At 36.3% G+C, this 23068-nt stretch carries 20 protein-coding genes and 1 pseudogene; 15 read left to right on the top strand and 6 right to left on the bottom strand.

The features are described from left to right. Positions 1-371: 371 nt before the first annotated feature. From ACWJJ2_RS06755 to ACWJJ2_RS06725, 7 genes and pseudogenes are all read left to right on the top strand, one after another. Positions 372-458 (top strand): annotated as a pseudogene (locus ACWJJ2_RS06755) (hypothetical protein); the annotation flags it as partial. A 119-nt stretch (positions 459-577) separates the two neighbouring features. After that, positions 578-1264: a response regulator transcription factor gene (locus ACWJJ2_RS06750; protein ID WP_220286652.1), complete on the top strand. Its 687-nt coding sequence runs from the start codon at positions 578-580 to the stop codon at positions 1262-1264. Next, the gene (locus ACWJJ2_RS06745) at positions 1251-2240 is read left to right on the top strand and encodes a sensor histidine kinase (protein WP_220286653.1); all 990 of its coding nucleotides are present in this window, start codon (positions 1251-1253) and stop codon (positions 2238-2240) included. Before ACWJJ2_RS06750 ends, ACWJJ2_RS06745 begins: the two co-directional genes overlap by 14 nt. 82 nt (positions 2241-2322) lie before the next feature. Then, positions 2323-3006, top strand: coding sequence for an ABC transporter ATP-binding protein (locus ACWJJ2_RS06740; protein WP_220286654.1), 684 nt, complete (start codon positions 2323-2325; stop codon positions 3004-3006). Then, positions 3003-5576 carry an ABC transporter permease gene (locus ACWJJ2_RS06735; RefSeq protein ID WP_462954060.1) on the top strand — a complete coding sequence of 858 codons (2574 nt, stop codon included), beginning with the start codon at positions 3003-3005 and terminating at the stop codon, positions 5574-5576. Before ACWJJ2_RS06740 ends, ACWJJ2_RS06735 begins: the two co-directional genes overlap by 4 nt. 832 nt (positions 5577-6408) lie before the next feature. After that, a complete protein-coding gene (locus ACWJJ2_RS06730) occupies positions 6409-6786 on the top strand; it encodes a DUF3888 domain-containing protein (protein ID WP_462954059.1) in 378 nt (125 codons plus the stop codon). 841 nt (positions 6787-7627) lie between these two features. After that, positions 7628-7798, top strand: a complete 171-nt coding sequence (locus tag ACWJJ2_RS06725; RefSeq protein WP_220286658.1) for a hypothetical protein — start codon at positions 7628-7630, stop codon at positions 7796-7798. A gap of 576 nt (positions 7799-8374) precedes the next feature. On the opposite strand, the gene ACWJJ2_RS06720 is transcribed toward ACWJJ2_RS06725, so the two are convergent. Continuing rightward, complete coding sequence (locus ACWJJ2_RS06720; RefSeq protein ID WP_462954058.1) at positions 8375-8677, bottom strand: TetR-like C-terminal domain-containing protein; 303 nt, start codon at positions 8675-8677, stop codon at positions 8375-8377. 619 nt (positions 8678-9296) lie between these two features. Between ACWJJ2_RS06720 and ACWJJ2_RS06715 the strand changes: the two genes are divergently transcribed. From ACWJJ2_RS06715 to ACWJJ2_RS06705, 3 genes are all read left to right on the top strand, one after another. Then, a complete protein-coding gene (locus ACWJJ2_RS06715) occupies positions 9297-10070 on the top strand; it encodes a GNAT family N-acetyltransferase (RefSeq protein ID WP_462954057.1) in 774 nt (257 codons plus the stop codon). A gap of 430 nt (positions 10071-10500) precedes the next feature. Continuing rightward, entirely contained in the window at positions 10501-11334 is an 834-nt protein-coding gene (locus ACWJJ2_RS06710) for a class I SAM-dependent methyltransferase (RefSeq protein WP_462954056.1), read from the top strand. A 343-nt stretch (positions 11335-11677) separates the two neighbouring features. Next, positions 11678-11866 carry a hypothetical protein gene (locus ACWJJ2_RS06705; RefSeq protein WP_220286665.1) on the top strand — a complete coding sequence of 63 codons (189 nt, stop codon included), beginning with the start codon at positions 11678-11680 and terminating at the stop codon, positions 11864-11866. Positions 11867-11979: 113 nt separating this feature from the next. Here the strand turns inward: ACWJJ2_RS06705 and ACWJJ2_RS06700 are convergent, their stop codons facing one another. Next, on the bottom strand, positions 11980-12477 hold the full coding sequence (locus ACWJJ2_RS06700; protein WP_462954055.1) for a hypothetical protein: 498 nt from the start codon (positions 12475-12477) through the stop codon (positions 11980-11982). Positions 12478-12759: 282 nt separating this feature from the next. Further along, complete coding sequence (locus ACWJJ2_RS06695; RefSeq protein ID WP_462954054.1) at positions 12760-13677, bottom strand: AraC family transcriptional regulator; 918 nt, start codon at positions 13675-13677, stop codon at positions 12760-12762. A gap of 182 nt (positions 13678-13859) precedes the next feature. Here ACWJJ2_RS06695 and ACWJJ2_RS06690 point away from each other — a divergent pair, with 182 nt between their 5' ends. The 3 genes from ACWJJ2_RS06690 (at position 13860) to ltrA (ending at position 17582) form a co-directional block, all read left to right on the top strand. Next, positions 13860-14792: a DMT family transporter gene (locus ACWJJ2_RS06690; protein WP_462954053.1), complete on the top strand. Its 933-nt coding sequence runs from the start codon at positions 13860-13862 to the stop codon at positions 14790-14792. Positions 14793-15179: 387 nt separating this feature from the next. Beyond that, complete coding sequence (locus ACWJJ2_RS06685) at positions 15180-15635, top strand: ASCH domain-containing protein (protein ID WP_462954052.1); 456 nt, start codon at positions 15180-15182, stop codon at positions 15633-15635. 537 nt (positions 15636-16172) lie between these two features. Further along, a complete protein-coding gene (gene ltrA / locus ACWJJ2_RS06680) occupies positions 16173-17582 on the top strand; it encodes a group II intron reverse transcriptase/maturase (RefSeq protein ID WP_462952630.1) in 1410 nt (469 codons plus the stop codon). Positions 17583-18187: 605 nt separating this feature from the next. Here the strand turns inward: ltrA and ACWJJ2_RS06675 are convergent. The 3 genes from ACWJJ2_RS06675 to ACWJJ2_RS06665 all read right to left on the bottom strand — a co-directional run bounded on the left by ACWJJ2_RS06675 (position 18188) and on the right by ACWJJ2_RS06665 (position 20015). Further along, entirely contained in the window at positions 18188-18838 is a 651-nt protein-coding gene (locus ACWJJ2_RS06675) for a hypothetical protein (protein WP_462954051.1), read from the bottom strand. A 104-nt stretch (positions 18839-18942) separates the two neighbouring features. After that, positions 18943-19641: a DUF3289 family protein gene (locus ACWJJ2_RS06670; RefSeq protein WP_462954050.1), complete on the bottom strand. Its 699-nt coding sequence runs from the start codon at positions 19639-19641 to the stop codon at positions 18943-18945. A 68-nt stretch (positions 19642-19709) separates the two neighbouring features. After that, a complete protein-coding gene (locus tag ACWJJ2_RS06665; protein ID WP_462954049.1) occupies positions 19710-20015 on the bottom strand; it encodes a glycoside hydrolase domain-containing protein in 306 nt (101 codons plus the stop codon). On the opposite strand from ACWJJ2_RS06665, the gene ACWJJ2_RS06660 reads away from it, so the two are divergent. Both ACWJJ2_RS06660 and ACWJJ2_RS06655 read left to right on the top strand, forming a co-directional pair. Beyond that, entirely contained in the window at positions 19957-20301 is a 345-nt protein-coding gene (locus ACWJJ2_RS06660) for a tyrosine-type recombinase/integrase (RefSeq protein ID WP_462954048.1), read from the top strand. The two genes, ACWJJ2_RS06665 and ACWJJ2_RS06660, sit on opposite strands and share 59 nt — an antisense overlap. 169 nt (positions 20302-20470) lie before the next feature. Continuing rightward, the gene (locus ACWJJ2_RS06655; RefSeq protein ID WP_462954047.1) at positions 20471-23068 is read left to right on the top strand and encodes a PEP/pyruvate-binding domain-containing protein; all 2598 of its coding nucleotides are present in this window, start codon (positions 20471-20473) and stop codon (positions 23066-23068) included.

Raw genomic sequence — 23068 nt, 5'->3', positions numbered from 1 at the left:
CAAATGCAAATGTTGACCGTCTTATAGGCGACGATATGGCTCATCGAAAAAAAGAAAAATAACAGGAGCAGAGATAATCTGACCTGTGATTTTTTCAGCTCACGGAGTGAGCGTAGCCACACAATTTATTGTGTGTTCAGTGGGGATTGGGGATACTCCCCAATAAGCAGATTTTCCAAAAATCCCGCAAGGGGATTTTGAGCAAATTCGCAAGGTATGTACCACCTTGGCCTGCTTGCCGGAATACTGACATTTAAAGCCGCCTAACATCTTTAGCCTTTGCGGGAGCGTGAACGCTTTTCAACGCTCCTGTAATTTTTTGTTTTATACCTCAGCATGTAAATTTCCGTCAAAATAAATACAATAGAGTTATGAAGGTATTATGCGTGAATTATATAACGACAAAAGAAGCAGCGAAAATTTCGGGAATCACAGACAGAATGGTTGTGTGCCATTGCTCTTCCGGGCGGATTAAGGGAGCTAAAAAAATGGGAAATACATGGCTTGTTCCTGCTGACACTGAAAAACCGGCTGACGGACGATATAGGAGCAGTAAAGTAAAGGATGGTGAAAATAAATGAAACGGATATTTTTGGTTGAGGACGATAAGGCAATCGCTAAAAACCTTATGCTTTTGCTCCGCGCGGAGAAATTTACAGTCACCCACGCCCCTACGCGGAGTGAAGCCCTTGCCGCTCTTGCCGGGAATAAATTTGACTTGGCGTTGATTGATATTTCTTTACCTGACGGAAATGGCTTTATGGTTTGCACGGAAATCAAAGAAACGCAAGATATTCCCGTTATCTTTCTGACGGCTTACGACGATGAGGCGAGTGTTGTTACCGGCCTGAATATGGGCGCGGACGACTATATCACCAAGCCTTTTCGTCCGCGTGAATTGATTGCGCGAATTGGAACCGCCCTGCGAAAAAGCGGGCGTTCTAGGTCGGCTTTTGAAATCCGAGGGCTTTATGTCGATACGGCAAGCGGCGTTGTGAAGAAAAACGGCAACGAGGTTTTCCTTTCAGCATTAGAATACCGCTTGTTGCTGGTGTTTATTAGAAACCCCAAAAGCATTATCACGAGGGGCAGGCTACTTGACGAATTGTGGGACGCGGCGGGCGAGTTTGTCAATGACAATACATTGACCGTGTACATCAAACGCCTGCGGGAGAAGATAGAGAACAACCCCGCAAGTCCGCAAATCGTTCTGACCGTTCGCGGAACGGGGTATAGATTGGGGGGCGAGTATGCTTCGGAATAGAGAGTTTCGGCAGCTTGCAATCTTGTTCTCCTTAATAGCTACCACCACTGTAACGCTGGGATTTACAATAAATAGGTTGGCTGGAATCCTTGCCATTGCTTCTGCCGCCGTCTTTGGCACAGCGTTTTTCGCGTTTACCAAAGCCCGATACAAAAGCATTGCTCGGATTTCAGATCAAATCGATCTTGTGCTTCATAATGCTGACCATTTGTATATTGGTGAATCGGACGAGGGCGAACTTTCCATTCTGCACAGCGAGATAACAAAAATGACGTTGCGCATTCGGGAGCAAAACGACGTGCTGAAAAAAGAAAAAGAACATCTTGCAGGTTCGCTGGCCGACATAGCCCACCAACTCCGAACCCCGCTCACATCCGTGAACCTCATTCTGTCATTGTTAGCGAATAACCCTGATGAAACCGAGCGGAAAGCATTTGTGCGGGAAACAGAGGAATTGCTTGTGCGGATGGATTGGCTGATTACTTCCCTATTGAAGTTATCCCGCTTGGACGCGGGCATTGTGGTGTTCCAAAGCGAGCAGATAGATGTAAACAACTTGATATGTGCCGCGATTCGCCCGTTTCTAATCCCAATGGAACTGCACGATATTGATTTTCAAATAGATGCACCGAAAGGTATGATTATTCAGGGTGATTCAGGTTGGCTTTCGGAAGCAATTCAAAACATCCTCAAAAATTGCATGGAGAGCGCAGGCGAGAACGGGAAGATTGAGATTGTCTGCACGGACAACCCACTGTTTACCGAGATTGCCATCCACGACAGCGGCGCGGGCTTTGAAAAAGAAGATTTACCCTGCCTGTTTAACAGGTTTTATCGTGGGAAAAACCCAAACGCTACAGGATACGGGATTGGATTGGCTCTCTGCAAGATGATTATAACACGGCAGGGAGGGACGATTACCGCAAAAAATCACCCGCAGGGCGGCGCAATATTTGCCATTCGTTTCCCAAAGTGACTAATCTCTCACCTGAAAGTCACAGAGATGTAAGTTTAAGGTGCTATTATATGGGTAAGACATGAGAAAGGAGACTCACATAATGGAGTTTTTAAAAATTGAAAATTTATACAAGGTCTACGGAAAGGGCGAAAACCAAGTTACCGCGCTTGACCATGTTTCGCTTACAATCGAAAAGGGGGAGTTTACCGCAATTATCGGCTCCTCCGGCTCCGGTAAATCCACATTGCTTCACATCATCGGCGGCGTGGACGTGCCGACAAGCGGAAAGGTGTATTTGGAGGGGCAGGATGTATATGCCCAAAACAATGAAAAACTCGCCATTTTCCGCAGGCGGCAGGTAGGGTTGATTTACCAGTTTCACAACCTCATTCCCACTCTGAATGTGGTGGAAAACATCACTTTGCCTATACTGATGGACAAGCGCAAGGTCAACGAGGAACGGCTGAATGACTTGTTGGAACTGCTTGGGCTAAAAGACCGCAAAACGCATTTACCCAATCAGCTTTCGGGCGGTCAGCAACAGCGCGTTTCCATAGGACGCTCTTTGATGAACTCCCCGGCGGTCATGCTTGCCGATGAACCCACGGGCAGTTTGGACAGCCGAAATGGACATGAAATCATCAAACTGCTGAAAGAAAGCAATAAAAAATATGGGCAGACCCTGCTCCTCGTCACCCATGACGAAAATATCGCCCTGCAAGCAGACCGCATTATCGGCATATCAGACGGCAAAGTAGTGCGAGACGAGAGGGTGAGACCATGAATATTTTCAATAAAGTTACCCTGCAAGGCATGAAAAAAAGCCAAACACGAACGATTGTAACGGTTATCGGGGTTATCCTGTCCGCCGCCATGATTACGGCAGTCGCTACCTTGGGTGTTTCCATACTGAACTATCTGGCAAAAGGCGCGGCCCAGGAATACGGCGATTGGCACGTCGAGTATTTGAACGTTGATTCCTCTTTCGCACAGGAACGAACTCTCGACAATGGAGTTGCAAACACCGCAACATTTGAAAATATCGGCTACGCAAAACTTGACGGAGGGAAAAACCCCAAAAGGCCGTATCTTTTTATAGCCGGATTTAGCAAGAAAGCCTTTGATACCTTGCCCATAACCCTGGTTTCAGGTAGATTGCCGAAAAACAGTGGGGAGATTCTTGTTCCGCTGAGCGTCGAAGCAAGCGGCGGCGTTCAATTTGCGGTGGGTGACACGCTTTCACTTGCTGTCGGAAGTCGCATGGAGGTCAACAAAAATCTCAGTCAACAAAACCCTTACATTTCTGGAAAAGAAACTCTTATGCCAAAAGCCAAGAGAACCTACAAGGTTGTCGGAATCTGCGAAAAACCCGGTTTTGATGAGTCTTCCGCGCCGGGATATACCTTGATAACGCAAGCAGATGCAGAAGGCAAAGCGGACAGCTTAAACCTATTTGTCACGCTTAAAAACCCGCATGGGGTTCACGCTTACGCAAGCAGCACAGCCCAAAGCCATAGCTATGTATTTAACGATAATGTGTTGCGCTTCATGGGTCTTTCGGAGGATAAGTTTTTCAACACGCTTCTGTACTCGATTGGCGGCATTTTGGTTGCATTGATAATGGTAGGCTCGATTTTTCTGATTTATAATTCGTTCAACATATCAATGAATGAACGCACACACCAGTTCGGGATTCTCTCGTCGGTGGGAGCCACAGCGAGGCAGCTGCGAAATTCGGTGCTAGTTGAGGGACTTTGTATAGGTGCGGTCGGCATACCGATTGGCGTTATCGTTGGCATAGGCAGCATCGGGCTTGTGATTTCCGGTGTCGCCAAGAATTTTGAGCACGTTCTCTACAGCAACGTCCATTTCACCTTGACAGTGTCCGTCCCCGCGATTGTCGGCGCGGCGGCAGTCAGCATAGTTACAATTCTGATTTCGGCCTATATCCCGGCCAGAAAGGCCGCAAGCACTCCCGTTATGGAGAGTATTCGCCAGACGAACGAGGTCAAAGTTGAATCCAAAGCCGTGAAAACGTCAAAACTGGCGCAGCGTATTTACGGTTTGGAGGGAACCCTTGCGCTAAAGAATTTTAAAAGAAACAAGAAACGCTATCGCAGCATTGTGCTATCACTTGTTTTAAGCGTAGTGCTGTTTATATCGACCAGTGCTTTTGTAACGGATATAAAACAGGTGTCGGAGCGGACAGTAGAGGTTACTACCTTTGACATCGGTTTGGCCACACAGGACATGGACGATAGCGAAATGTTGCCGCTTTACGACAAATTAAAAACCGCCGACGGTGTTTACGAAAGCTCGTATCAAGCGCTTATGAAGTATTCATGCGCGGTTAAAGCAAGCAATTTTTCAGACCGCTACCGGAAATACGCGGGTTATAATTTGCCGGACAAAACGGTTAATCTGCTAATGAACATCCAGTTTCTTGGTGATAGCGCCTATCTGAATATTATCAAAGGCTTGGGTTTGCCCGTAAAGGAATATACCGGGAAAAACGCGAAAATGATCGCCGTTGCCCAAAAGGTAGACAACGCGAAAGCCGGGCAGAGCGAGCTGATTGATATATTCAAGAGTTCTTCCATGAATTTTACCATCGCTCCCGAAACAAATGGCAAGCCGAAGATAAAACAGGGGCGAAACGTAAGCATTACGTTTGTCAATACCGTGTCGCCTGATACACTCCCGATCCTAGGAAACTCCGGGTCGAAGAATCCGTGCATTTTTAGCGTGATGGTCCCCTATTCGCTCAAAGAGAAGTTTGAAACCTCCGATACCCATGCGGTTATTAAGGGATTGACCTTTAGATCAAAGAATCCCACAAAGTCGATGGCTAAAATGGAAGCGATGATTAAGGGTGTGGGAATTAAATCCAATTATAAACTGTACAATTATTATGAAATGTTTGATCAGAGCCGCAATTATATATTAATTGTCAACGTGTTCGCTTATACTTTTATCATTATGATTTCGCTGATTGCGGTTGCTAATGTGTTCAACACTATTTCCACTAATATCAAGCTGCGTCGGCGAGAGCTTGCCATGCTCCGATCTGTGGGGATGTCTGACCGCGATTTCCAAAAGATGATGAATTTCGAGTGTGCCTTTTATGGCATGAAGGCGTTGCTCTTCGGGCTTCCCATAGCGGCAATCTCCTCTTGGCTGATTTACAAAGGGATGGTCAGCAGCGGGGAGGACATCGGTTTTATGTTCCCGTGGGGCAGTATGGCAATCAGCGTGTTCAGCGTGCTCTTTGTAGTGTTCATTACGATGCTGTATTCTGTTAGCAAGATAAAAAAAGAAAATATTATTGACGCGCTTCGGGATGACATGAATTAATTCAAAACCGATATTGACTTGATAGAAAATCAAAAAAACATCTAGTTCAAGTGATTCGCAATCGCCCCGAAGTTGTACCACAATAAAATACGGCAAAAAACCCGCCGCGCAAGCGGAAAAAGAAAAAAACGTTATTCGGCGTGGGTTCGTTATGCCATAAAAAGATATACAGAAAACGGTGGTTTTGAAAATCAAAATCGCCGTTTTCTGTATACCGGAGGGATTGATAAACTGTGCCCTTTTTCGGGACATAACGGCTTGATTTAGCCAGCCGACAGCAAAGTATCTTGTAACTTCGGGCCGGGCCTGTTTACTGCCCCAGCCGCCGTTCCCCGCCATCTCCCTTCATCAGCCATAGTCTGTGGAGCAATCCGCAAACATGATAAACGGGGATCTTTAAATGAAACTTAGATGGTAAAATTTAGGGCCTGTGTTCCGGTACTACACAGACCCATGCCACATGAGGTTTTCGTATGAAGAATGAATGAGAAAATTTGATGTGGACCAGCCTTTGAGTGCGGCATCTTAGTCTCATACTAAGATTGATTTATAATTCATTACTTCTGCGCCAATCAATTTTCAGGTAAATTGAATGATACCTATCCTCAATATCTATGTCTTTAGTCTCTCCATCCTCAATATTTCCATAAAGGATACCGACAATCAACATATCATGATATGTTGATTGTCTTGATAGCTGAATTATAAATACATTCATAAAATATACATTTGATCATACCATAATTCTCATAAATTATTAATTATAAGATAATAATATAATTAATAAATAAAAGAGGTGATATATATTAAAAAGAATATATTATTTTTAGTAATGACATTATTTTTGTCTTTATCTTTTTCAATTAATTCCCATGCCTCAGTTTCTAGTATCCCACAAAAAAACTCTACGGAAGAATTATATCAGGATATTTTTACTACATTGCGATTTGAAAATATACAAGATGGCTTGGAATCATACTATAAAAAGCCAGTGCAATATGACCTTTTTGATATAAAAGTTTTAGAGGCTATTAGACCTGATGGTTATAGGACATTTGGATTTTTATTAAAGCTTCAAGTTAAACCATTTGTGGGTGCGCATAATACTATTGGTATTGATAACATTACATTTGAAATATCTCCGTCAGGTGTTATTATGAAAAAATTTGAACATATTAAAAGTTTTGAGTTACCTCTATATTTGCAATGATTTTGCAACTTAATATGGACTTTGTTTTCTGTAATAGATTTGCTACTGCATATGGGGGTAGTGCTCGCAAAACGCGGAAAATATACGTTGAGACAGTTATTACCAAAAGAGTCTTTTATCAAAATATTCCGACTTAGAATTAATACTAAAAAGTTCTAACTCGAAAAAATATATAACATCACTGTAAAACATTGATATACCTAGGGTTTAATCACTAAATGATAAAACTCTTATTTTTTTGCTCAAAACAAGTTAGTAAAAGTAGAATTATAGTATTGATAATGCTAACTAAAAAAGTAATAAAAAATATATATTAGCTAATGTAAAACCTTTGAGAAAAATATTAAAATAACACGAGTATATTTAATATTCTCCCTGGATTTATCGTTATTTTGGTAATATGTATCTTAACGTGGTAAATTTACGCTTAGCGGATACTACCCCCTAATATAAGACAACTTGAATACTTCATTACCTAATGGTAATTCTAAAACCATTTTTTCTGTATTAGGGGTTTAGGTAGTAACGGAACAGAAATCAGCTATAGGTCTGTAAATATATGGCGATAACTAAACCTAATCTGTACACAGTAGGTGTTTGAGAATACTAATTATTTAATATGAACGTTCAAAAACACAAAAATTAGATATAGTGAACGCTCTATATACCGTTTAAAAAAGTACACCTTTACGGAGAGTAATTCGTTTTAACATCAAACTAAATTATGAAATGTATAAAGATAGGCTGTATTGGTTTGTAAAAATAGTATTTAATGGTATTATATTTCTAGTGATTAAGTCGCAACTTAAAGCGATGATGAAACAATTTTAAAGGGGGTACTATGAAATATAAGTCTTATTATATATATTTTTTTGGTGCAATAATTGGCTTTTTAGCCTTTGCATTTAGTATGAAATATGCAGAATTTGAACCAATATTGATTATAGTTGGTTGTGGTGGCACAACAGGAATGGCGTATTGCGTTACAAAATTAGTTAATTTCCATAAATGACGCAACATTCATATATTGCTCAACAAACCAAAAGGCAGCGATGCCTTTTTTCTTTTCTTAAGATTGATGATAAACAGCTATTTAAATTTAAAATTCAATTTTTTTACACACTTATAGTAGTTTTTGGTTCTGTTACTACCTGTACCCCTATTGGCAGCAAAATTTATTATGCGAAGTGTTGCCATAGCTAAATTATATGCGTATCAGATGTAAACAATACTACGCACGTATATTTGAAATACCCAGCCACCTTGTGCAAGTTGTAGGTTCATCACAACTTGTTCAAGGTGGACCAGCCCTAAGGTGGAATAGGCAAATTATCTAAAAAACCTTTTAGGTATTTTATGCAATTTTTTTCTGTATATAGATAAGTGGTATATATTTGTAACACCACAACATCCTGAGTATAAAGGTCATCAGGATGTCGGTTACCACAACAGCGAGTGCTACAGAGCATACCTCCTTTGAACAGAAAAACAGGCGCTCCGGCTGTTAAATAAGTAGGCTTTTTTTACATTGGAAACACACTTTTTTCAAATATTTATTGGCATGGGTCATTCCTCATTGAAGCTAAATTCATGACTGATTCGCTTTTTTTATGGGATTCGAATAATTGCAGATTGAAACAAGATCTTTCACTACTATTGCCATTTCTTCTGGCGATTTCTGTGTACTGTCGTTCAGCCACCTGAGAAGGATGTGCATAAACCCACCAGTGCTAAATGTTAAAGCGTACTGAATATTTTCTTTAGGAAAAGGCATCTTTTCACCCTTTACCTCATCAAAAGCGGGCGGCAAAAGCTCATCAACTTTTGAAAGAAAAAGAGGGAGCAAGTGATGGCGGTTAACGAGTGAGAGAAAATCCAAATGCTTTTTCATCACATTGAAAAATATTGTGGCAATATTAGGCAATGTTAAGTCTATTTGCTGCCGGATAAATGATTCATATTCTAACCAGATTTTATAAAAACAGCCTTCTAAAATTTCATCTTTCGAGAAGTAGTTTCGGTAAAAGGTCCGCCTAGAAAGCCCTGCATTATCCGTAATCTCCTGTATCGTAATTTAAAGAAAAATTTTTCTTGTTGGACATTCTTGGGGAAGTATACTTGGGACTCAACTAACTACGTGCTCCGCATAAAAACGTTATTTAGTTTGATCGCTCTGATCATATGCCTAATTTTGAAGAATCAGATATGTTTTGTGAATTTTGTATAGCTCTACTTAAGGAAATGACAATTGTATAGTAGTAGCGGTAGCTACTGTACACAATCTACTTTTTCATTATGTCACCATTTTCTAATATTCTGAAAGTAACACAATGGTAATTGAGTTACTTTCACCTTGAGGCTATTACTCATTATTAAAAAAATTGTAAATATACTCAATTTATGGTTATTGTGCTATGATTAAATATATATTTTATGTCGTACTCGTAAAAGAGAGTGTCGGCAACACGATACGTTAGGCGTCATACTAATTAAAGGAAAGGGTGAAAAAGATGAAAAAATTAACCAAACTAAATAGCGATAACATTGCAGAAGAACACATTTGCTGCGCTATATCGGATAAGAAATGTAAAGAAAGTTATGAACTAAAAAAAGATTGGCTAAAAAAAGAATTTGATAATGGTTATGTTTTCCGAAGAATTGATGCAAGAGCAAAAGTTTTTATTGAATATGGACCTGCTGAAATGAGCTGGGTTCCTATAGATGCTCCAAATTATCTAATGGTCAACTGTTTTTGGGTTTCCGGACAATATAAAGGTCAGGGTTATGGAAAAGAATTGTTGAAAACCGCTATTGAAGATGCAAGAAGTCAAGGAAAAAGTGGATTAGTTACTGTTGTTGGGACAAAGAAATTCCATTTTATGAGTGATACAAAATGGCTTTTGAAACAAGGATTTGTAGATTGTCAGAGAATATCATCCGGTTTCAGCCTTTTAGTGATGAAAATTGACCCCGATGCTGAAACACCTAAGTTAAAAAAATCTGTACTCAGTGGTGAATGTTTTGACAAAAAAGGAATAGTTGTATATTTTTCAAATAGGTGCCCATTTGCAGAATTTCACGCAAAGACTTCTTTGATTGAAACCGCTACTAAAAGGAATTTGCCCTACAAGATTATTAAACTTGAAACAATGGAACAGTCACAATTAGCACCAAGTCCTGCAACTATTTTTAGTTTATTCTTTAATGGTAAGTTTATTACAACAGATATAAGTGTCTGCATGGACAGCCACTTTGACAAAATATTAGAAAAAGAATTGAAATGAAGTACGAACGCCTAACAACGCACTCAAGTAGAAGATAGCCAATGCACATTCCTTCGCCAATCGCGTCGCGCTAGGGATTAGGAACGTCTTGAGTTCAAAACGTTATTTGAAATAAAATGTTAGCAAAAATAATGTTCTGAATTAATTTTTTAATGATGGGTGTTTTTGTGTGTCATAAGTACATCTTATTTATTTATGACATATGTCAAATGGATAGTAAATGTTTTGAAATATAAATATAGGAAACTAGTTTGGGAATGGCTACATTTCAGAGAATATCGAATTAGTGATTTGCCTATTCCCCCTTTTCGGGGGGGTGGGCAAAATAACCACTATCTATTACTTTGGGGGGAAGTCTAAAAGTTTGTGAATTAGGAATAACAAGTACACTTATAAACAGATTACTTATATAACAGGGGGTAAAAATTCAATGAAAAAAATCCAAAATTTACTTATGTGTCCCGTATGCAAATGTGACTTGTCTGAAAAATTGGAATGTAAGAAGTGCGGAAATAAATTCTCTTATGAGCACGGAGTTTTTGATGTTGTTTCTCCAAAATTGTCAAGTAATCAGGAGATATTGTGGGAGATAACGGATGATATGATTGAAAACGATATTGAAGCCACAAAACAGAAAGATAATGATAATGCCTGTATTAAAGATTACAATGTACATAAAAACAAAGAAACACTTGAGGCAGAAAAAATGCTGAGTGAGCACATGGACAGCTTGATTGAAGGCTTTTCAGGCATAGTTTGTGATCTTTCTACGGGAATGGGCTGCATGCTTCAAAAAATGCTCAACGCAAATAATAAAAATTTCTCTATTGTTTGTACTGATATAGATAAACGCATATTAATGTGGACTAGAAAATTAAAGCAAACAGATGATCATAGAGTATTCTATATAGCAAGCGACGGCAAATATATGTCAATAAAGGATAAAAGCTTTGATTATATTGCCTCATTAGCCGCATTTGGAAATATTCCCGAGAATGATAAGGTTGCAAAAGAATTATATCGAATACTTAAACCTAATGGCAAAATTGTCATTCAAGGCAATTATATTGAAAAAGACAGTAAAAGCTTTGAAAGAGGCTTGGTTGAAGAATATTTGGTTAATGATTTAAAAAATGCAGGCTTTGAAAATATTATATCAACAGTTGTAGCAGAAGCTGTATTGGCAGAAAATCCATATGATTTACTTCCTGTGGCAGGCGACACTCAGCGTTATTGCATAATTCAAGCTCAACGCACAAAATGAGCATAACACGAAGTTGATAAATCAGAATTTATCTAAGCGATTAAATAGAATTTAATAATAACAATTTTCTTATAGTACGTCATAACAGCCACAAAATAGTAGTTTCATTTTTGCTTTACAGTTCATTTAAAATGGGAAATGCTGTCTTGTGGCTGTTTTTTGCACGAATCGTCGCCGTACCCCATAGCCATCAAGCTAAGAAAATTCTATAAAAATAAAGACCCCCATTTGTAAAAATGTTATTATTTGAATGATAATAAAAACACATTGATGGGGGTATTTTACAAATGATAGAAGAAAAGGTAAAATTAATACGTGGGAATTCGTTTGCTTATGCTGTTTTATGGATGCAGAGGTTGCGAATAATACACTTGTTACCTTATGTACAAAGCTTAGTGCAAAAATAGGAATAGTTATTTCTAATCAAGCATTAGATCAACGTTTAAATGAAAGATGTGTGGAATTTTTAAAGAAGATTTTTGAGAACCTATTGCGCCAAACAATAACAGGTTTTGGGCGTAGAACCCCTTAATGTAATCAGCTTTTAAAAGCAGTTGGTTACATTTAGGACATCTTACTTCTTCAATTTTGATCACTTCATTTTGTATAAAAAAATAACGCCTAGTTTCCTAAGTGTCATGATATTTACAAGTATACTTCTGTAGTATCTTCCATGTGTTGAGTATTTATCTTACTTTTAAGCTCTTTTATAAAACTGGGCCAATTACTAAAACCAACCATCTTAAAACTTAACACTTTTACATCTCTACTTTGAGATTTATAGTTTATTACCATGTAATATTTAGTTTCCGTAGTATGTTTATCGCCTATTCCACTTATACCACCTACAATAGCGCCTAGCGGCCCTAATAATACTCCACCTACTGCAGCTCTACCGACAGTACTTTTATTTTTTTGGATTATATTACTTTTTGAAATACGTTGTACTCCTGTTATTTGTTCTAACATTAGGTGTATAGGTGGGTTTTTAAATACTCTTGCGTTAAGTGTTAAACATTGTTTGTCATTATCTATAGTTAAACTTACCAAAGTTTCTTTGCTATATCCGTCTATTCCATCTACTAAAGATAAAGTTATACTTCTGTTTTTATTTTTCTTACTAAATATACCTATTGCAATCACTCCTCGTGTGTTTTATATCATAATTATACAGTACAAGGGTGCATACTACAATAATTTGGATAAATCCCCACCATTAATCAGCCATAGTTAGTTAAATTTCATTTAAGTTGAAAGGTGCAAGTACCTTTCAACTTCTTTTTCTCTGTACGTTTAGATATTTCACCAAGTCCATATGTGACACTTAGAGAAATACCCATTCAAGATAACATCTTATTATGTTGAATGCCTTTTGTTTTATTTAAAGGTGAACTTTTTATATGAAATATACATTATATATTTAAGTTACCTACATTGCAGTAGATATTTATTCCTATATTCAGAAGGTGTACAATTCATATATTTTTTAAATACCTTTCCAAAATAACTTATTCCATTAAAGCCTACATCAAATGCAATATTAGAAATAGATTCTTTACTTTTTAAAAGTAATTCTGAAGATTTTGAAATTCTATATTCCATTAAATAATCAAAAGGTGTCTCTCTTAAGATCCTTTTAAAGCAACGGCAACATTCACTCTTGCTAATACTTGCTGCCATTGCAATATTATCTAATAAAATATTTTCTGCATAATATTTGTGTATATATTGTAGAGCTGATTTAACACGTTCGTCATCATGAGAAACTTCACAAACAGAAGCTTTAATATCTTCTTTCACTTCTCTAACTAAATTTAACCAAAGACTGCCTAGACAATTTTTCATTTCTAATTCGTATCCATAGTTTTTTTCATTAGACAATAAAAAAACCTCTTCTAAATATTTTAATATGTTTTTCTCCCATAGAACAACAGGTTTTAAACAAATAAATTTCAAATTATTACTTTCAATAATTGGATTTAAATATTTTTTCTCAATAAGCGACTGTTGAATACCTCCAATTAAAGTTGGGTCGAAGACAATGGAAAACATCATACAATTATTATTGTTATATGGCTTAATTTGATGCAATATATTTGAATTCACCATAATTCCTTCCCCAGGTTCTAATATTATTTTTTGATTTTCAACAAAAAAAATTACCTTATCGCAAATTGAATACGAAAACTGTATTTCCTTATGCCAATGCCATCTGATATGTCCATCTTCAAACAGATTAAATCTATCCGTATAAATTGCTATTGGAAAATCATAAGAACCATGTTTTGTTGTTTCCTGTAAAGTGTCATCTACTTCTATTTTTGATACCTGCATTTTTATCATCTCGCTAATATAGTTTTAAATTGCGGCAATATATTAATTGTTATAAATTGAAAATACTAATAAAATTATTACATACTTATTTAAATAAAGCAATATATTTGCAATCAGTTATAATATGATACTAGTAAATTATTATAGTAAATTTTTTTGAAATAATTACGAAGAAAGTGAGTGGAAACATAATGAATTTTCAACCAAGAACAAAGGGAATACTACTTGTAATAATAGGAGCCCTGTTATGGGGAATATCCGGTACTGTTGCTCAATACTTGTTTCAGAAAAAAGGATTTAGTCCAGAATGGCTTGTTGTGATTCGTCTATTAGTATCAGGATTAATTTTATTATTATATGCCTTTATAAAAGGCAACCAAAATATTCGGAAAATTTGGAAGTCTAAACATGACAGCTTGAGTCTTATATTTTTTAGCATTATAGGGATGTTAGGTGTTCAATATGCATATTTTGCTTCTATTAAATATGGTAATGCAGCAACAGCCACAATACTTCAGTATTTATCACCAGTGATAATTACTTGTTATTTAGCCATTCGTACTAAAAAAAATCCGAATGTACAAGAAATTATAGCTATTGCCTTAGCGATGTTAGGTACATTTTTTATCATTACTAAAGGTAATATTCATAACCTATCAATTTCTAAGTTAGCATTCTTTTGGGGAATTAGTTCAGCTTTTGCAGCAGCTTTCTATACATTGCAGCCTCGTTCTCTTCTTACTAAATGGGGTTCTACACTTGTGGCTGGATGGGGAATGCTCATTGGTGGAATAGCTTTTAGTCTTATTCATAAGCCTTGGAATTTTACAGGTCAATGGTCTATTACTTCAATATTTGCTGTTATATTTGTAGTATTATTTGGAACTCTCATTGCTTTTTATTGTTACCTGGAAAGCTTAAAATATATACAACCAACAGAAGCAAGTGTACTCTCTTCTGTTGAACCTTTATCTGCAGCTTTTTTATCTGCACTCTGGTTACAGGTTCCTTTTGGTATTCCGGAATGTTTAGGAACCGTATGCATTATAGTTACTATTATAATTTTAGCTCGTGAAAAACATAAAAAAAATATAGCAGAATTTTTAAATTATAAAAGTAGTTAAGACTATTAATAATTCCCTATTAATAACCAATAATCCAGCGAGATCGTCTATACCTTGCTGGATTATTTTTAGTTCAAACCTTTTATAAGATAACAATAATATAAAATACTAAACGATAAATAATGCATAAAGGGGGTGCATATTCTCAATTAGACACCTTTTATGCAGTGAAATAGAGACTTATTGTATATTTAAAGAGCATGAATGAGGGTATAGGCTAGTTATAGGTACATAACAAATGACGTGAAATTAAGTTCTCACGACATTGTTCTTTTTTGATCCTTAATATATAACGTGTTTTTTATCTTCTATATAATAAAATATACCATAATTTATAGTATGATTAACTAATCATTTTATGTCAGCAAAGGAAAGGGGTTAAAACATATGACTGAAAAGGAAATGTGGAATTTATATAACAAAAATAATGATATAAAAAATAAGACTTATGATGCTTGGTGTTTTGGTGGAAAACCTTCAATAGCAAATGAACTTGCAAAACTTGTATTAAACGGTATAAAGACAGGAACCGCATCGGCTTATCAATTATATGAGCTTGAAAATAGCCCGTTGCCGCCAATAGGCGGTTTGAATATTATTTTGGACTCTGATAATAATGCTGTTTGTATAACTGAAACAATTAAAGTTTATACTTGTCCATTTGGGAAAGTGTCAGAAAGCCATGCTTTTAAAGAGGGAGAAGGTGACAGTTCTATAGTATATTGGAGAACTGTACATAAAACTTTTTTTCAAAACAGCTCAAAGTATGTGGTCTCAATTTTGATGAGAATATGCCTGTTGTCTGTGAAGAATTTAAAGTGGTTTTTAAATAATATGCAATAATATTTAGTTGTAGTTATATGCCGAATGTAACACAATAATTGAGTTACATTCACTTTGTGACTATAGGTAGTTGTTCATATACAATAAATGACGTGAAAGTCACCTTTCATGGCATTATATTGTGCGCCCGGCATGGGCGCAATCTAATGGGTGAAAGTCCCTAGCACGGGTTAATAGTGCCAAGTGCATAGCTTAAGACAAGGGTGTCCATCGTGAGATGGAATCTGAAGGAAGTTGGCGGCCAAACTCCGGTCTGACGAACAGAAACTACATATAAGGCATATGCTTGTGGGTAAGTTTGCAATACAAAACGAAGCCCAAAACTATTCGAAACAAGTGGTGTAAATGTAGCAGATAGATGGAGTGAAAGATTGCGTTCTTACCCGGGGAGATCTGATAGGTAAGTTGTGGATATGAATTTAGAAATAACAACCCATACAGTGATGTATGGCTGAACTATCAGAAGTCAGCAGACGTCATAGTACCATGCAAAACGCGTTAGCGTGGGAAGGACTGAACAATAGGAGGTTTGGAATTTTGAAGGATACGAGAAAATATGATAAAAGCAGACAACTTCATAAAGAAGGCTCTCTACGAGAGAATAGAGTGGAACTCGAAGGTAATGTAGAAGTGCATAGTATTTCCTCTATGTCAGAAGAAGGAAGAAACGATGTGAATGAATATGATAATGGTTTACTCGAGCAGATATTATCGAGAGATAATATGAATAAAGCATATAAAAGAGTAAAAGCCAATAAAGGAAGTCATGGGATTGATGGTTTGACAGTAGATGAACTTCTACATTATCTAAAAGAGCATGGACAAGAATTAAGGCAATCATTATTAGAAAGTAGATATAGACCTCTAGCCGTAAGAAGGGTAGAAATACCAAAACCTGACGGTGGAATTAGGCTACTTGGAATACCTACTGTATTAGATAGAGTTATTCAACAAGCGATATCACAAACTCTAATACCAATATATGAAAAGAAATTTTCTGATAATAGTTACGGTTTTAGACCTTTAAGAAGTGGAAAACAAGCTGTTGAAAAATGTAGGGGATATATTAATGCTGGACATACATGGACGGTGAATATAGACCTTTCTAAATACTTTGATACGATAAATCATGATAAATTAATAAGGATACTATCGGAAGATATTAAAGATAGTAGAGTAATTTCTCTGATACGAAAGTATCTACAAAGTGGAGTGATGATAAATGGGGTATTTATGAATACAGAAGAAGGAGCACCTCAAGGCGGGCCTTTGTCCCCATTATTAAGTAACGTAATGTTACATGAACTCGATGTAGAACTAACAAAACGAGGACTAAACTTTTGTAGATATGCTGATGATGCGAATATATACGTCAAAAGTGAGAAATCAGCAAATAGAGTAATGAAGAGTATTACGAGATTTATTGAGGAAAAGTTAAAGCTTAGAGTGAATAAAGAAAAGAGTACAGTAGATAGACCTTGGAAACTTAAATTTTTAGGATTTTCATTTTACCGAGCAAAAGGTGAATACAGAATGAGAGTTCCTCAAAAACCTATAATCAAATTCAAAGCAAAGCTAAAAGAATTAACTTCAAGAAGTAATGCGATGAGCATGAAATATAGGTTTATGAAACTTAAGCAAGTGATAGTTGGATGGATAAATTATTTTGCTATTGCAGACATTAAAAGTATTCTTAAAACACTTGATGAATGGTTAAGGCGAAGAATTAGAATGTGTTTTTGGAAACAATGGAAAAAGATTAAAACAAAATATGGGAACCTTGTTAAATTAGGAATACCAAACAATAAAGCTTTGCAATATGCAAATACAAGGAAAGGCTATTGGAGAACATCCAATAGCCCTATATTAAACAAAACATTGACCAATAAATACCTTAAAAATATAGGATTAGTTTCTATATCTGAGACATATTTATTAAAACATTAATTTCTATTGAACCGCCGTGTACCGAACGGTATGCACGGTGGTGTGAGAGGTCGCTAAATAAATTAATTATTTAGCTCCTACTCGATTTTGAAATAAGTAATTATAGTTTGTTTCGAAATAGGCAAATATATCGTCACAACCTGAATTACTGTTAAGAGTATATTAGTAGCTTTAAAAACTGCTTAAACATAAGTAACTACTTAAGTTTAAGATACTTCTAGGTATTCACATACTGAATTATATTTATGACGTACTTGGAATATATGTCGTTACAAGTACCCCCCCCATCTAATGATGTGAGGGGTAATATATTTAGGTATATTAACAATGTGAAAGTAACATAATACCAATTGTGTTACTTTCACATTGGGTCTATTGCCTATTACTTAAAAATATCATTTTGAATGTATTACAAATTGATATTAGTATAATAATAAAACTCCGTAGTCAAAGGCTGGTCCACACCAAATTTGCTCCTTCATTTTTCATACGAAAACCTGATGTGGCACAAGCTCTTTCACTGCTCTAGGTCCTAAAGGAAGCTTTGGACAAGCTTACTCACTGCCTATAGGGGTATGTGTAGCAGTTTGCATAAATATTTAAAATTAAAATTTTTTTTTGTTTCTAAAATTAAAAATACTTTTTGGCCCTGCTGAAATAGAACCAAAATAGCTGACCTCCGCATTGTCTAATAATGTTAAACGAAGTTCAAACTCCATTACCGCTATCTTATGAGGTGTAAAATTATCATTGGGAAGATAATCGTAGATGGGTTTTTTTGTACCGTCCAACAACCTACCTGTTTCTATATCATAAAATCCATTTATTGTAAAAGGGTCACCTGCTAATCCCCAATTAATAGAAATACTCATTTTTGAGATTTGCTCAACTAAGGTAGGATTTTCTCCTTTATAATGTAAATAAAGCTTTCCCTGATAAGGGGTATCATCTGAAGACATACCTGAAATTTTCATTTCGTATGAGTCTATTATAGTCAATTTATCATTATAATTAAACATTCTCTGTGAAGAAAAATTACTTTGGTCCAAAGGCTCAACAATGTATTGAATATCCCAATCACTCTTCCCTAATTTATAACCATTGTGTTCATCATTAAAATAACCTACTGTACTACCCAAATAACAGTAAGGTGGATTATATTCAGTATTATTTATGAAATATATGTAACAGCCTAAAAATATTCCAAACATAATAATTAAAAAAGGTATGTATTTTTTAAATTTCTGTATGACCATATTTCCCTCCTTTACCAATTAATTTTACGACAAAAGGAAAGACTTAAAGTGTTTTCACTCTAAGTCCTTCCAATACTATCTTCATTCCTTGATACTTTATCTTTTTAAAACAATATTCCTTCAAACGGAACATCAATTTCCATCACTGTTGCAAATGGCTTATATTTTCCAATATATTGATCATAATGCTGTAATACGAACCAAGCTCTAAAGCCTGCTAAATCAACATACCTCTTTTCAACATCTGGTAGATCTAAACCAAAATGATCATAAATATTAAAATGTAAAGTTCCTCTAAATATATTATCAGTAACTGAATAGTTTCTTACTTCTACATTATTACCCCATGTATCATTTATAGTTATTGTAAGTCCTCCGAGAATATCCCCCGGTAAATGAAATACTGGAAGATTTGCATTAGCTTTTATATAAGTATATAGTGTATTATTACTATTACTATTACTATTACTTACATTATACTCTAAAGCTAATAAATTACCACCATTTTTAACTAATTCATTAATTAAAGCACCTTTAACTTGTGCAATATAAGTTATTGTTGATTCATGTTCGCTTACATTTTTTGTTAATGTAGAGTTACTATAATCACTTCCGTCTCCACTCTTAAAGTGATTAATCATGTCTAAAATAACCGCCTCCATTTCCCCTTGTGAAAATAAAGTTGTTGACATGTCCGCCCACTCTCTAAAAAGGGTTTCCGGATCATTAGATTCATAAAGTTGATACTGAAACTGTGAGTTGATTGCAAGTAATTTATCTTTTGTAAAGTCTTTTGTCTCCATATCCTTTGCTGGGTTTCCATTAGCATCTAAACCTTTTTTTCTCGATGATTGAAATATTAATGCATTAGCTATTGGTGGTGTTGCAGTATCTGATTGCCACTAAATCCTGAAGACATATCACATACAAAACTACTACATGAAAGGCCAGCTTCAGCTATACGACTACACACATTTCTAGGAGCATATATTCCTATCTTATACGTTGTTTTAGTTCTTTTAAATACTTCATGAATTTCACTGAAATAAGGAAGTATTGATGATGTAATATCACCATCTAATGCATCAAAATCAACTGTAAAGTATATTATAGTTCCGATGTGCGGTTTTGGGCGTAGAACCCCGTCATGGAAAAAGAAATATACAGACCGTGGCATAAGAAAAATTTTAGAAAAATACTCCGCGCAAGCTGGGTTAAAAACAATGTTATCTCCTCATAAATTATGGCATTTTTTGTTTGCCTGGCTAAAAAAACAAGGCATAGACGATGCTTTGATACAACCATGTTCAGTTCACGAAAGCAGAAAAACCCTTGAAATATATTCAAATTTATCAATTACTGAAGCTCAAGAGGCTTATAATGAGGCGATTAACAAATTTCCAATATACGGAATTGAGTTTTCAGTACAGGACAGCTATGTTCTTTATACCCCTATTAAGTAGAATATAAATAAAAAGTACAACTCGTAAGCATTTATATACAGAGTTGTACTTTTTATTTTTTGTAGTTTAAATTCAGTTTAAAAAACTATTGTAATATAAAAATATAATAAATATAAAAACATTTGAGCAAGTCAAATAGAAAATTATAAATGATAGGGAGAGGATAAACATGTTAAACTATACAAAAATGTTAAGCGAATTAAATAAGGACTCTTTGCCAGAAGCGGGAGGCAAGGGTGCTAATCTTGGCGAATTGATTAATGCAGGGCTTCCTGTTCCACCTGGCTTTATAGTTACAGCAAGTGCATATCGTGCTCATCTTAAAGAATCAAGGCTTAAAGAACGCATAGCAGGAAGGCTTGAAAACCTTGAAAAACGGGATATTGCTGCAATATCAGAGGCAAGTGATGATATCATATCATGGATTGAAGAGGCCCCAATGCCAATTAAGGTGCAGAAGGAAGTGGAGAATACATTTGAAAACTTTTCTAAAAGTATGAGGTCTGATGCAACATTATCGGTTGCAGTACGTTCAAGTGCTACAGCAGAGGATTTGCCATCAGCATCTTTTGCAGGACAGCATGACACTTATCTCGGAATTTATGGTAAAACGGACGTCCTTAAATATGTAAAAAAATGCTGGGCAAGTCTTTGGAGCTCCCAGGCTATATCCTATAGAATTAGCATGGGTTTTGAGCACCTTAAGGTTGATCTTGCGGTTGTAGTTCAGGCTATGATAAATTCCGAGGCGGCTGGGGTAATGTTTACTGCTAATCCTGTAAATGAAAATATTGATGAAATATTGATAAGTGCTGGGTATGGACTTGGAGAGGCGGTTGTTAGTGGGCTGATAACCCCTGATACCTTTATTATGACTAAGGAAGGTAGTATTAAGGAAAAGACTCTCGGCTCAAAAGAGATTAGAATTATGTTAATGGAAAAGGGCACAATTACTGAAGAAGTTCCGAAGGAGAAGCAGAAGTCATACTGCCTTGGATCTAGTGAACTTATACAATTAATAAACTTAGCAAATCTTGTTGAAAAACATTACGGCAGCCCCATGGATACAGAGTGGGCGCTTACAAGAGGTAAAATATACATGCTGCAGGCTAGGCCTATTACTACAATGGAATCTGGTATGGATTTGAATATCCTAGATCCTGAGGATAAGATAATTTATCAAGGGAAAAAAGCTCCATTTGGTCTTCAAAGTGTAATGGAGCATTCTTCCGAACCCATGACTCCCTTGGATTTTGATTTATTTTGTGAAGGCTATCAAGGCCTCAACACTTTTTTACATGATGATATGGGTCTACGTATGCCGAAAGAGCAGAACAAGCCGATGGAAAGAGAAAACGGATGTGTGGCAATCAGGTATAATGACCCAAGGTTGTCTCCTGCGATGTTATGGAAAATACCCACATCATTAATTAAAGATTTCTCTAAGAAGTCTAAGGATCTATGGCAGCCTGTTTCAGAAGAAATGAATGCATGGCTCAAAAGAATGGAAGTCGCAGGAAAGAATACAAACGACGCAATAAAATACGTGAAGCTTATTGAACAAACTTCGGAAGAATGTGGGGTGCTTTTCCGAAAAAGAATGCAGGATTTCATACCAAATGCGGTCAATTATATAAAGTTTGACTATTTACTGAAAAAAGCTGTGGGAAAGAAAAATATTGACGAGTTTAAAGAAAGTCTTTTCAGAGCCTTGCCCTTCAGAACAGCCCTCCAGAATAAAGCAATGGTAAAGGTTGCACAGGTGGCGGCCGTAAATGGAAAGGATAGCAAAGCCTTTAAAGAAGAATTCAACAGCTTTTTAAAGGGATACGGAGACAGACCTTCTTCTAGCATGGCCCCCACGCTAGGGTCGCCTACATGGCGTGAAAAGCCTGAAATTATTCATGAACTTATTGATGCATTGCTTCAAGATACCACCTTGCTAAATTCAGAGGAAAGCTTCAAAAAGCAGGAAGATGATTATGAAGATGCAAAAAAAAGAATTAAGAAAAGCCTAAAGCCACGCAAATACCTTAAATTTGAGAAAGCCCTTGAAGAAGCTAGAAATCAAGTAATAGTTAGAGAAGAAGGTTTATTTTATATTGAAAAGATCGTAGCCTGCATGCGTAGAATGATTCTGAAGCTCGGAAGTCTTCTGGCCAAAAAATCGCTAATAAATGAAGCTGGGGATGTATTCTTTATTTTTGTGAAAGAGCTTGGTCCTGTAGCGCAAGGAAAGTTAAATATAAAAGAAAAGATAGAGAAAAGGAAGAAAGCATTTAAAAAGGTTTATGCTGCACATGAAAAAGGAGTGCACTGGATAATATCAACTGGTTCATTTCCGGTATACAAAACAAAGGGGAAAAAGAGGGGCGATGAGAAAGATGAAGCGAATTCAATCAAAGGGAGTTCAGCAAGTCGTGGGGTATATGAAGGACCAGTATGTATTATAAGGGGACCTTCTGAATTCAATAAGCTAAAAAAAGGAGATATACTAGTATCAACCTATACTGCACCTGTTTGGACACCACTTTTTAGGGTGGCATCTGCAGTGGTCACTGAAATAGGAAGCGCGGGTTCCCATGCAGCAATTGTCTCCAGAGAATATGGAATACCTTGCGTTGTAGCTATTGATAACGTGACAAATATATTAAGGGATGGACAAAAAATACGAGTAGATGGTACAAAGGGAGTAATAACATTATTAAATGGAGCTAGCACATCATTTTCGACAAAAATCATACAAGGAATTAATGTGGATATTTAA

The organism is Clostridium sp. CM039 (assembly GCF_055081075.1).
The sequence above is the reverse complement of the archived record's forward strand: the minus strand, read 5'-3'. Positions and strand labels throughout refer to the sequence as shown.

Coding starts and splice junctions, on each gene's coding strand:
- ACWJJ2_RS06750 (WP_220286652.1), top strand. CDS start 578: ATGAAACGGATATTTTTGGTTGAGGACGATAAGGCAATCGCTAAAAAC.
- ACWJJ2_RS06745 (WP_220286653.1), top strand. CDS start 1,251: ATGCTTCGGAATAGAGAGTTTCGGCAGCTTGCAATCTTGTTCTCCTTA.
- ACWJJ2_RS06740 (WP_220286654.1), top strand. CDS start 2,323: ATGGAGTTTTTAAAAATTGAAAATTTATACAAGGTCTACGGAAAGGGC.
- ACWJJ2_RS06735 (WP_462954060.1), top strand. CDS start 3,003: ATGAATATTTTCAATAAAGTTACCCTGCAAGGCATGAAAAAAAGCCAA.
- ACWJJ2_RS06730 (WP_462954059.1), top strand. CDS start 6,409: ATGACATTATTTTTGTCTTTATCTTTTTCAATTAATTCCCATGCCTCA.
- ACWJJ2_RS06725 (WP_220286658.1), top strand. CDS start 7,628: ATGAAATATAAGTCTTATTATATATATTTTTTTGGTGCAATAATTGGC.
- ACWJJ2_RS06720 (WP_462954058.1), bottom strand. CDS start 8,677: ATGAAAAAGCATTTGGATTTTCTCTCACTCGTTAACCGCCATCACTTG.
- ACWJJ2_RS06715 (WP_462954057.1), top strand. CDS start 9,297: ATGAAAAAATTAACCAAACTAAATAGCGATAACATTGCAGAAGAACAC.
- ACWJJ2_RS06710 (WP_462954056.1), top strand. CDS start 10,501: ATGAAAAAAATCCAAAATTTACTTATGTGTCCCGTATGCAAATGTGAC.
- ACWJJ2_RS06705 (WP_220286665.1), top strand. CDS start 11,678: ATGGATGCAGAGGTTGCGAATAATACACTTGTTACCTTATGTACAAAG.
- ACWJJ2_RS06695 (WP_462954054.1), bottom strand. CDS start 13,677: ATGATAAAAATGCAGGTATCAAAAATAGAAGTAGATGACACTTTACAG.
- ACWJJ2_RS06690 (WP_462954053.1), top strand. CDS start 13,860: ATGAATTTTCAACCAAGAACAAAGGGAATACTACTTGTAATAATAGGA.
- ACWJJ2_RS06685 (WP_462954052.1), top strand. CDS start 15,180: ATGACTGAAAAGGAAATGTGGAATTTATATAACAAAAATAATGATATA.
- ACWJJ2_RS06675 (WP_462954051.1), bottom strand. CDS start 18,838: ATGGTCATACAGAAATTTAAAAAATACATACCTTTTTTAATTATTATG.
- ACWJJ2_RS06670 (WP_462954050.1), bottom strand. CDS start 19,641: ATGGAGACAAAAGACTTTACAAAAGATAAATTACTTGCAATCAACTCA.
- ACWJJ2_RS06660 (WP_462954048.1), top strand. CDS start 19,957: ATGTGCGGTTTTGGGCGTAGAACCCCGTCATGGAAAAAGAAATATACA.
- ACWJJ2_RS06665 (WP_462954049.1), bottom strand. CDS start 20,015: ATGCCACGGTCTGTATATTTCTTTTTCCATGACGGGGTTCTACGCCCA.
- ACWJJ2_RS06655 (WP_462954047.1), top strand. CDS start 20,471: ATGTTAAACTATACAAAAATGTTAAGCGAATTAAATAAGGACTCTTTG.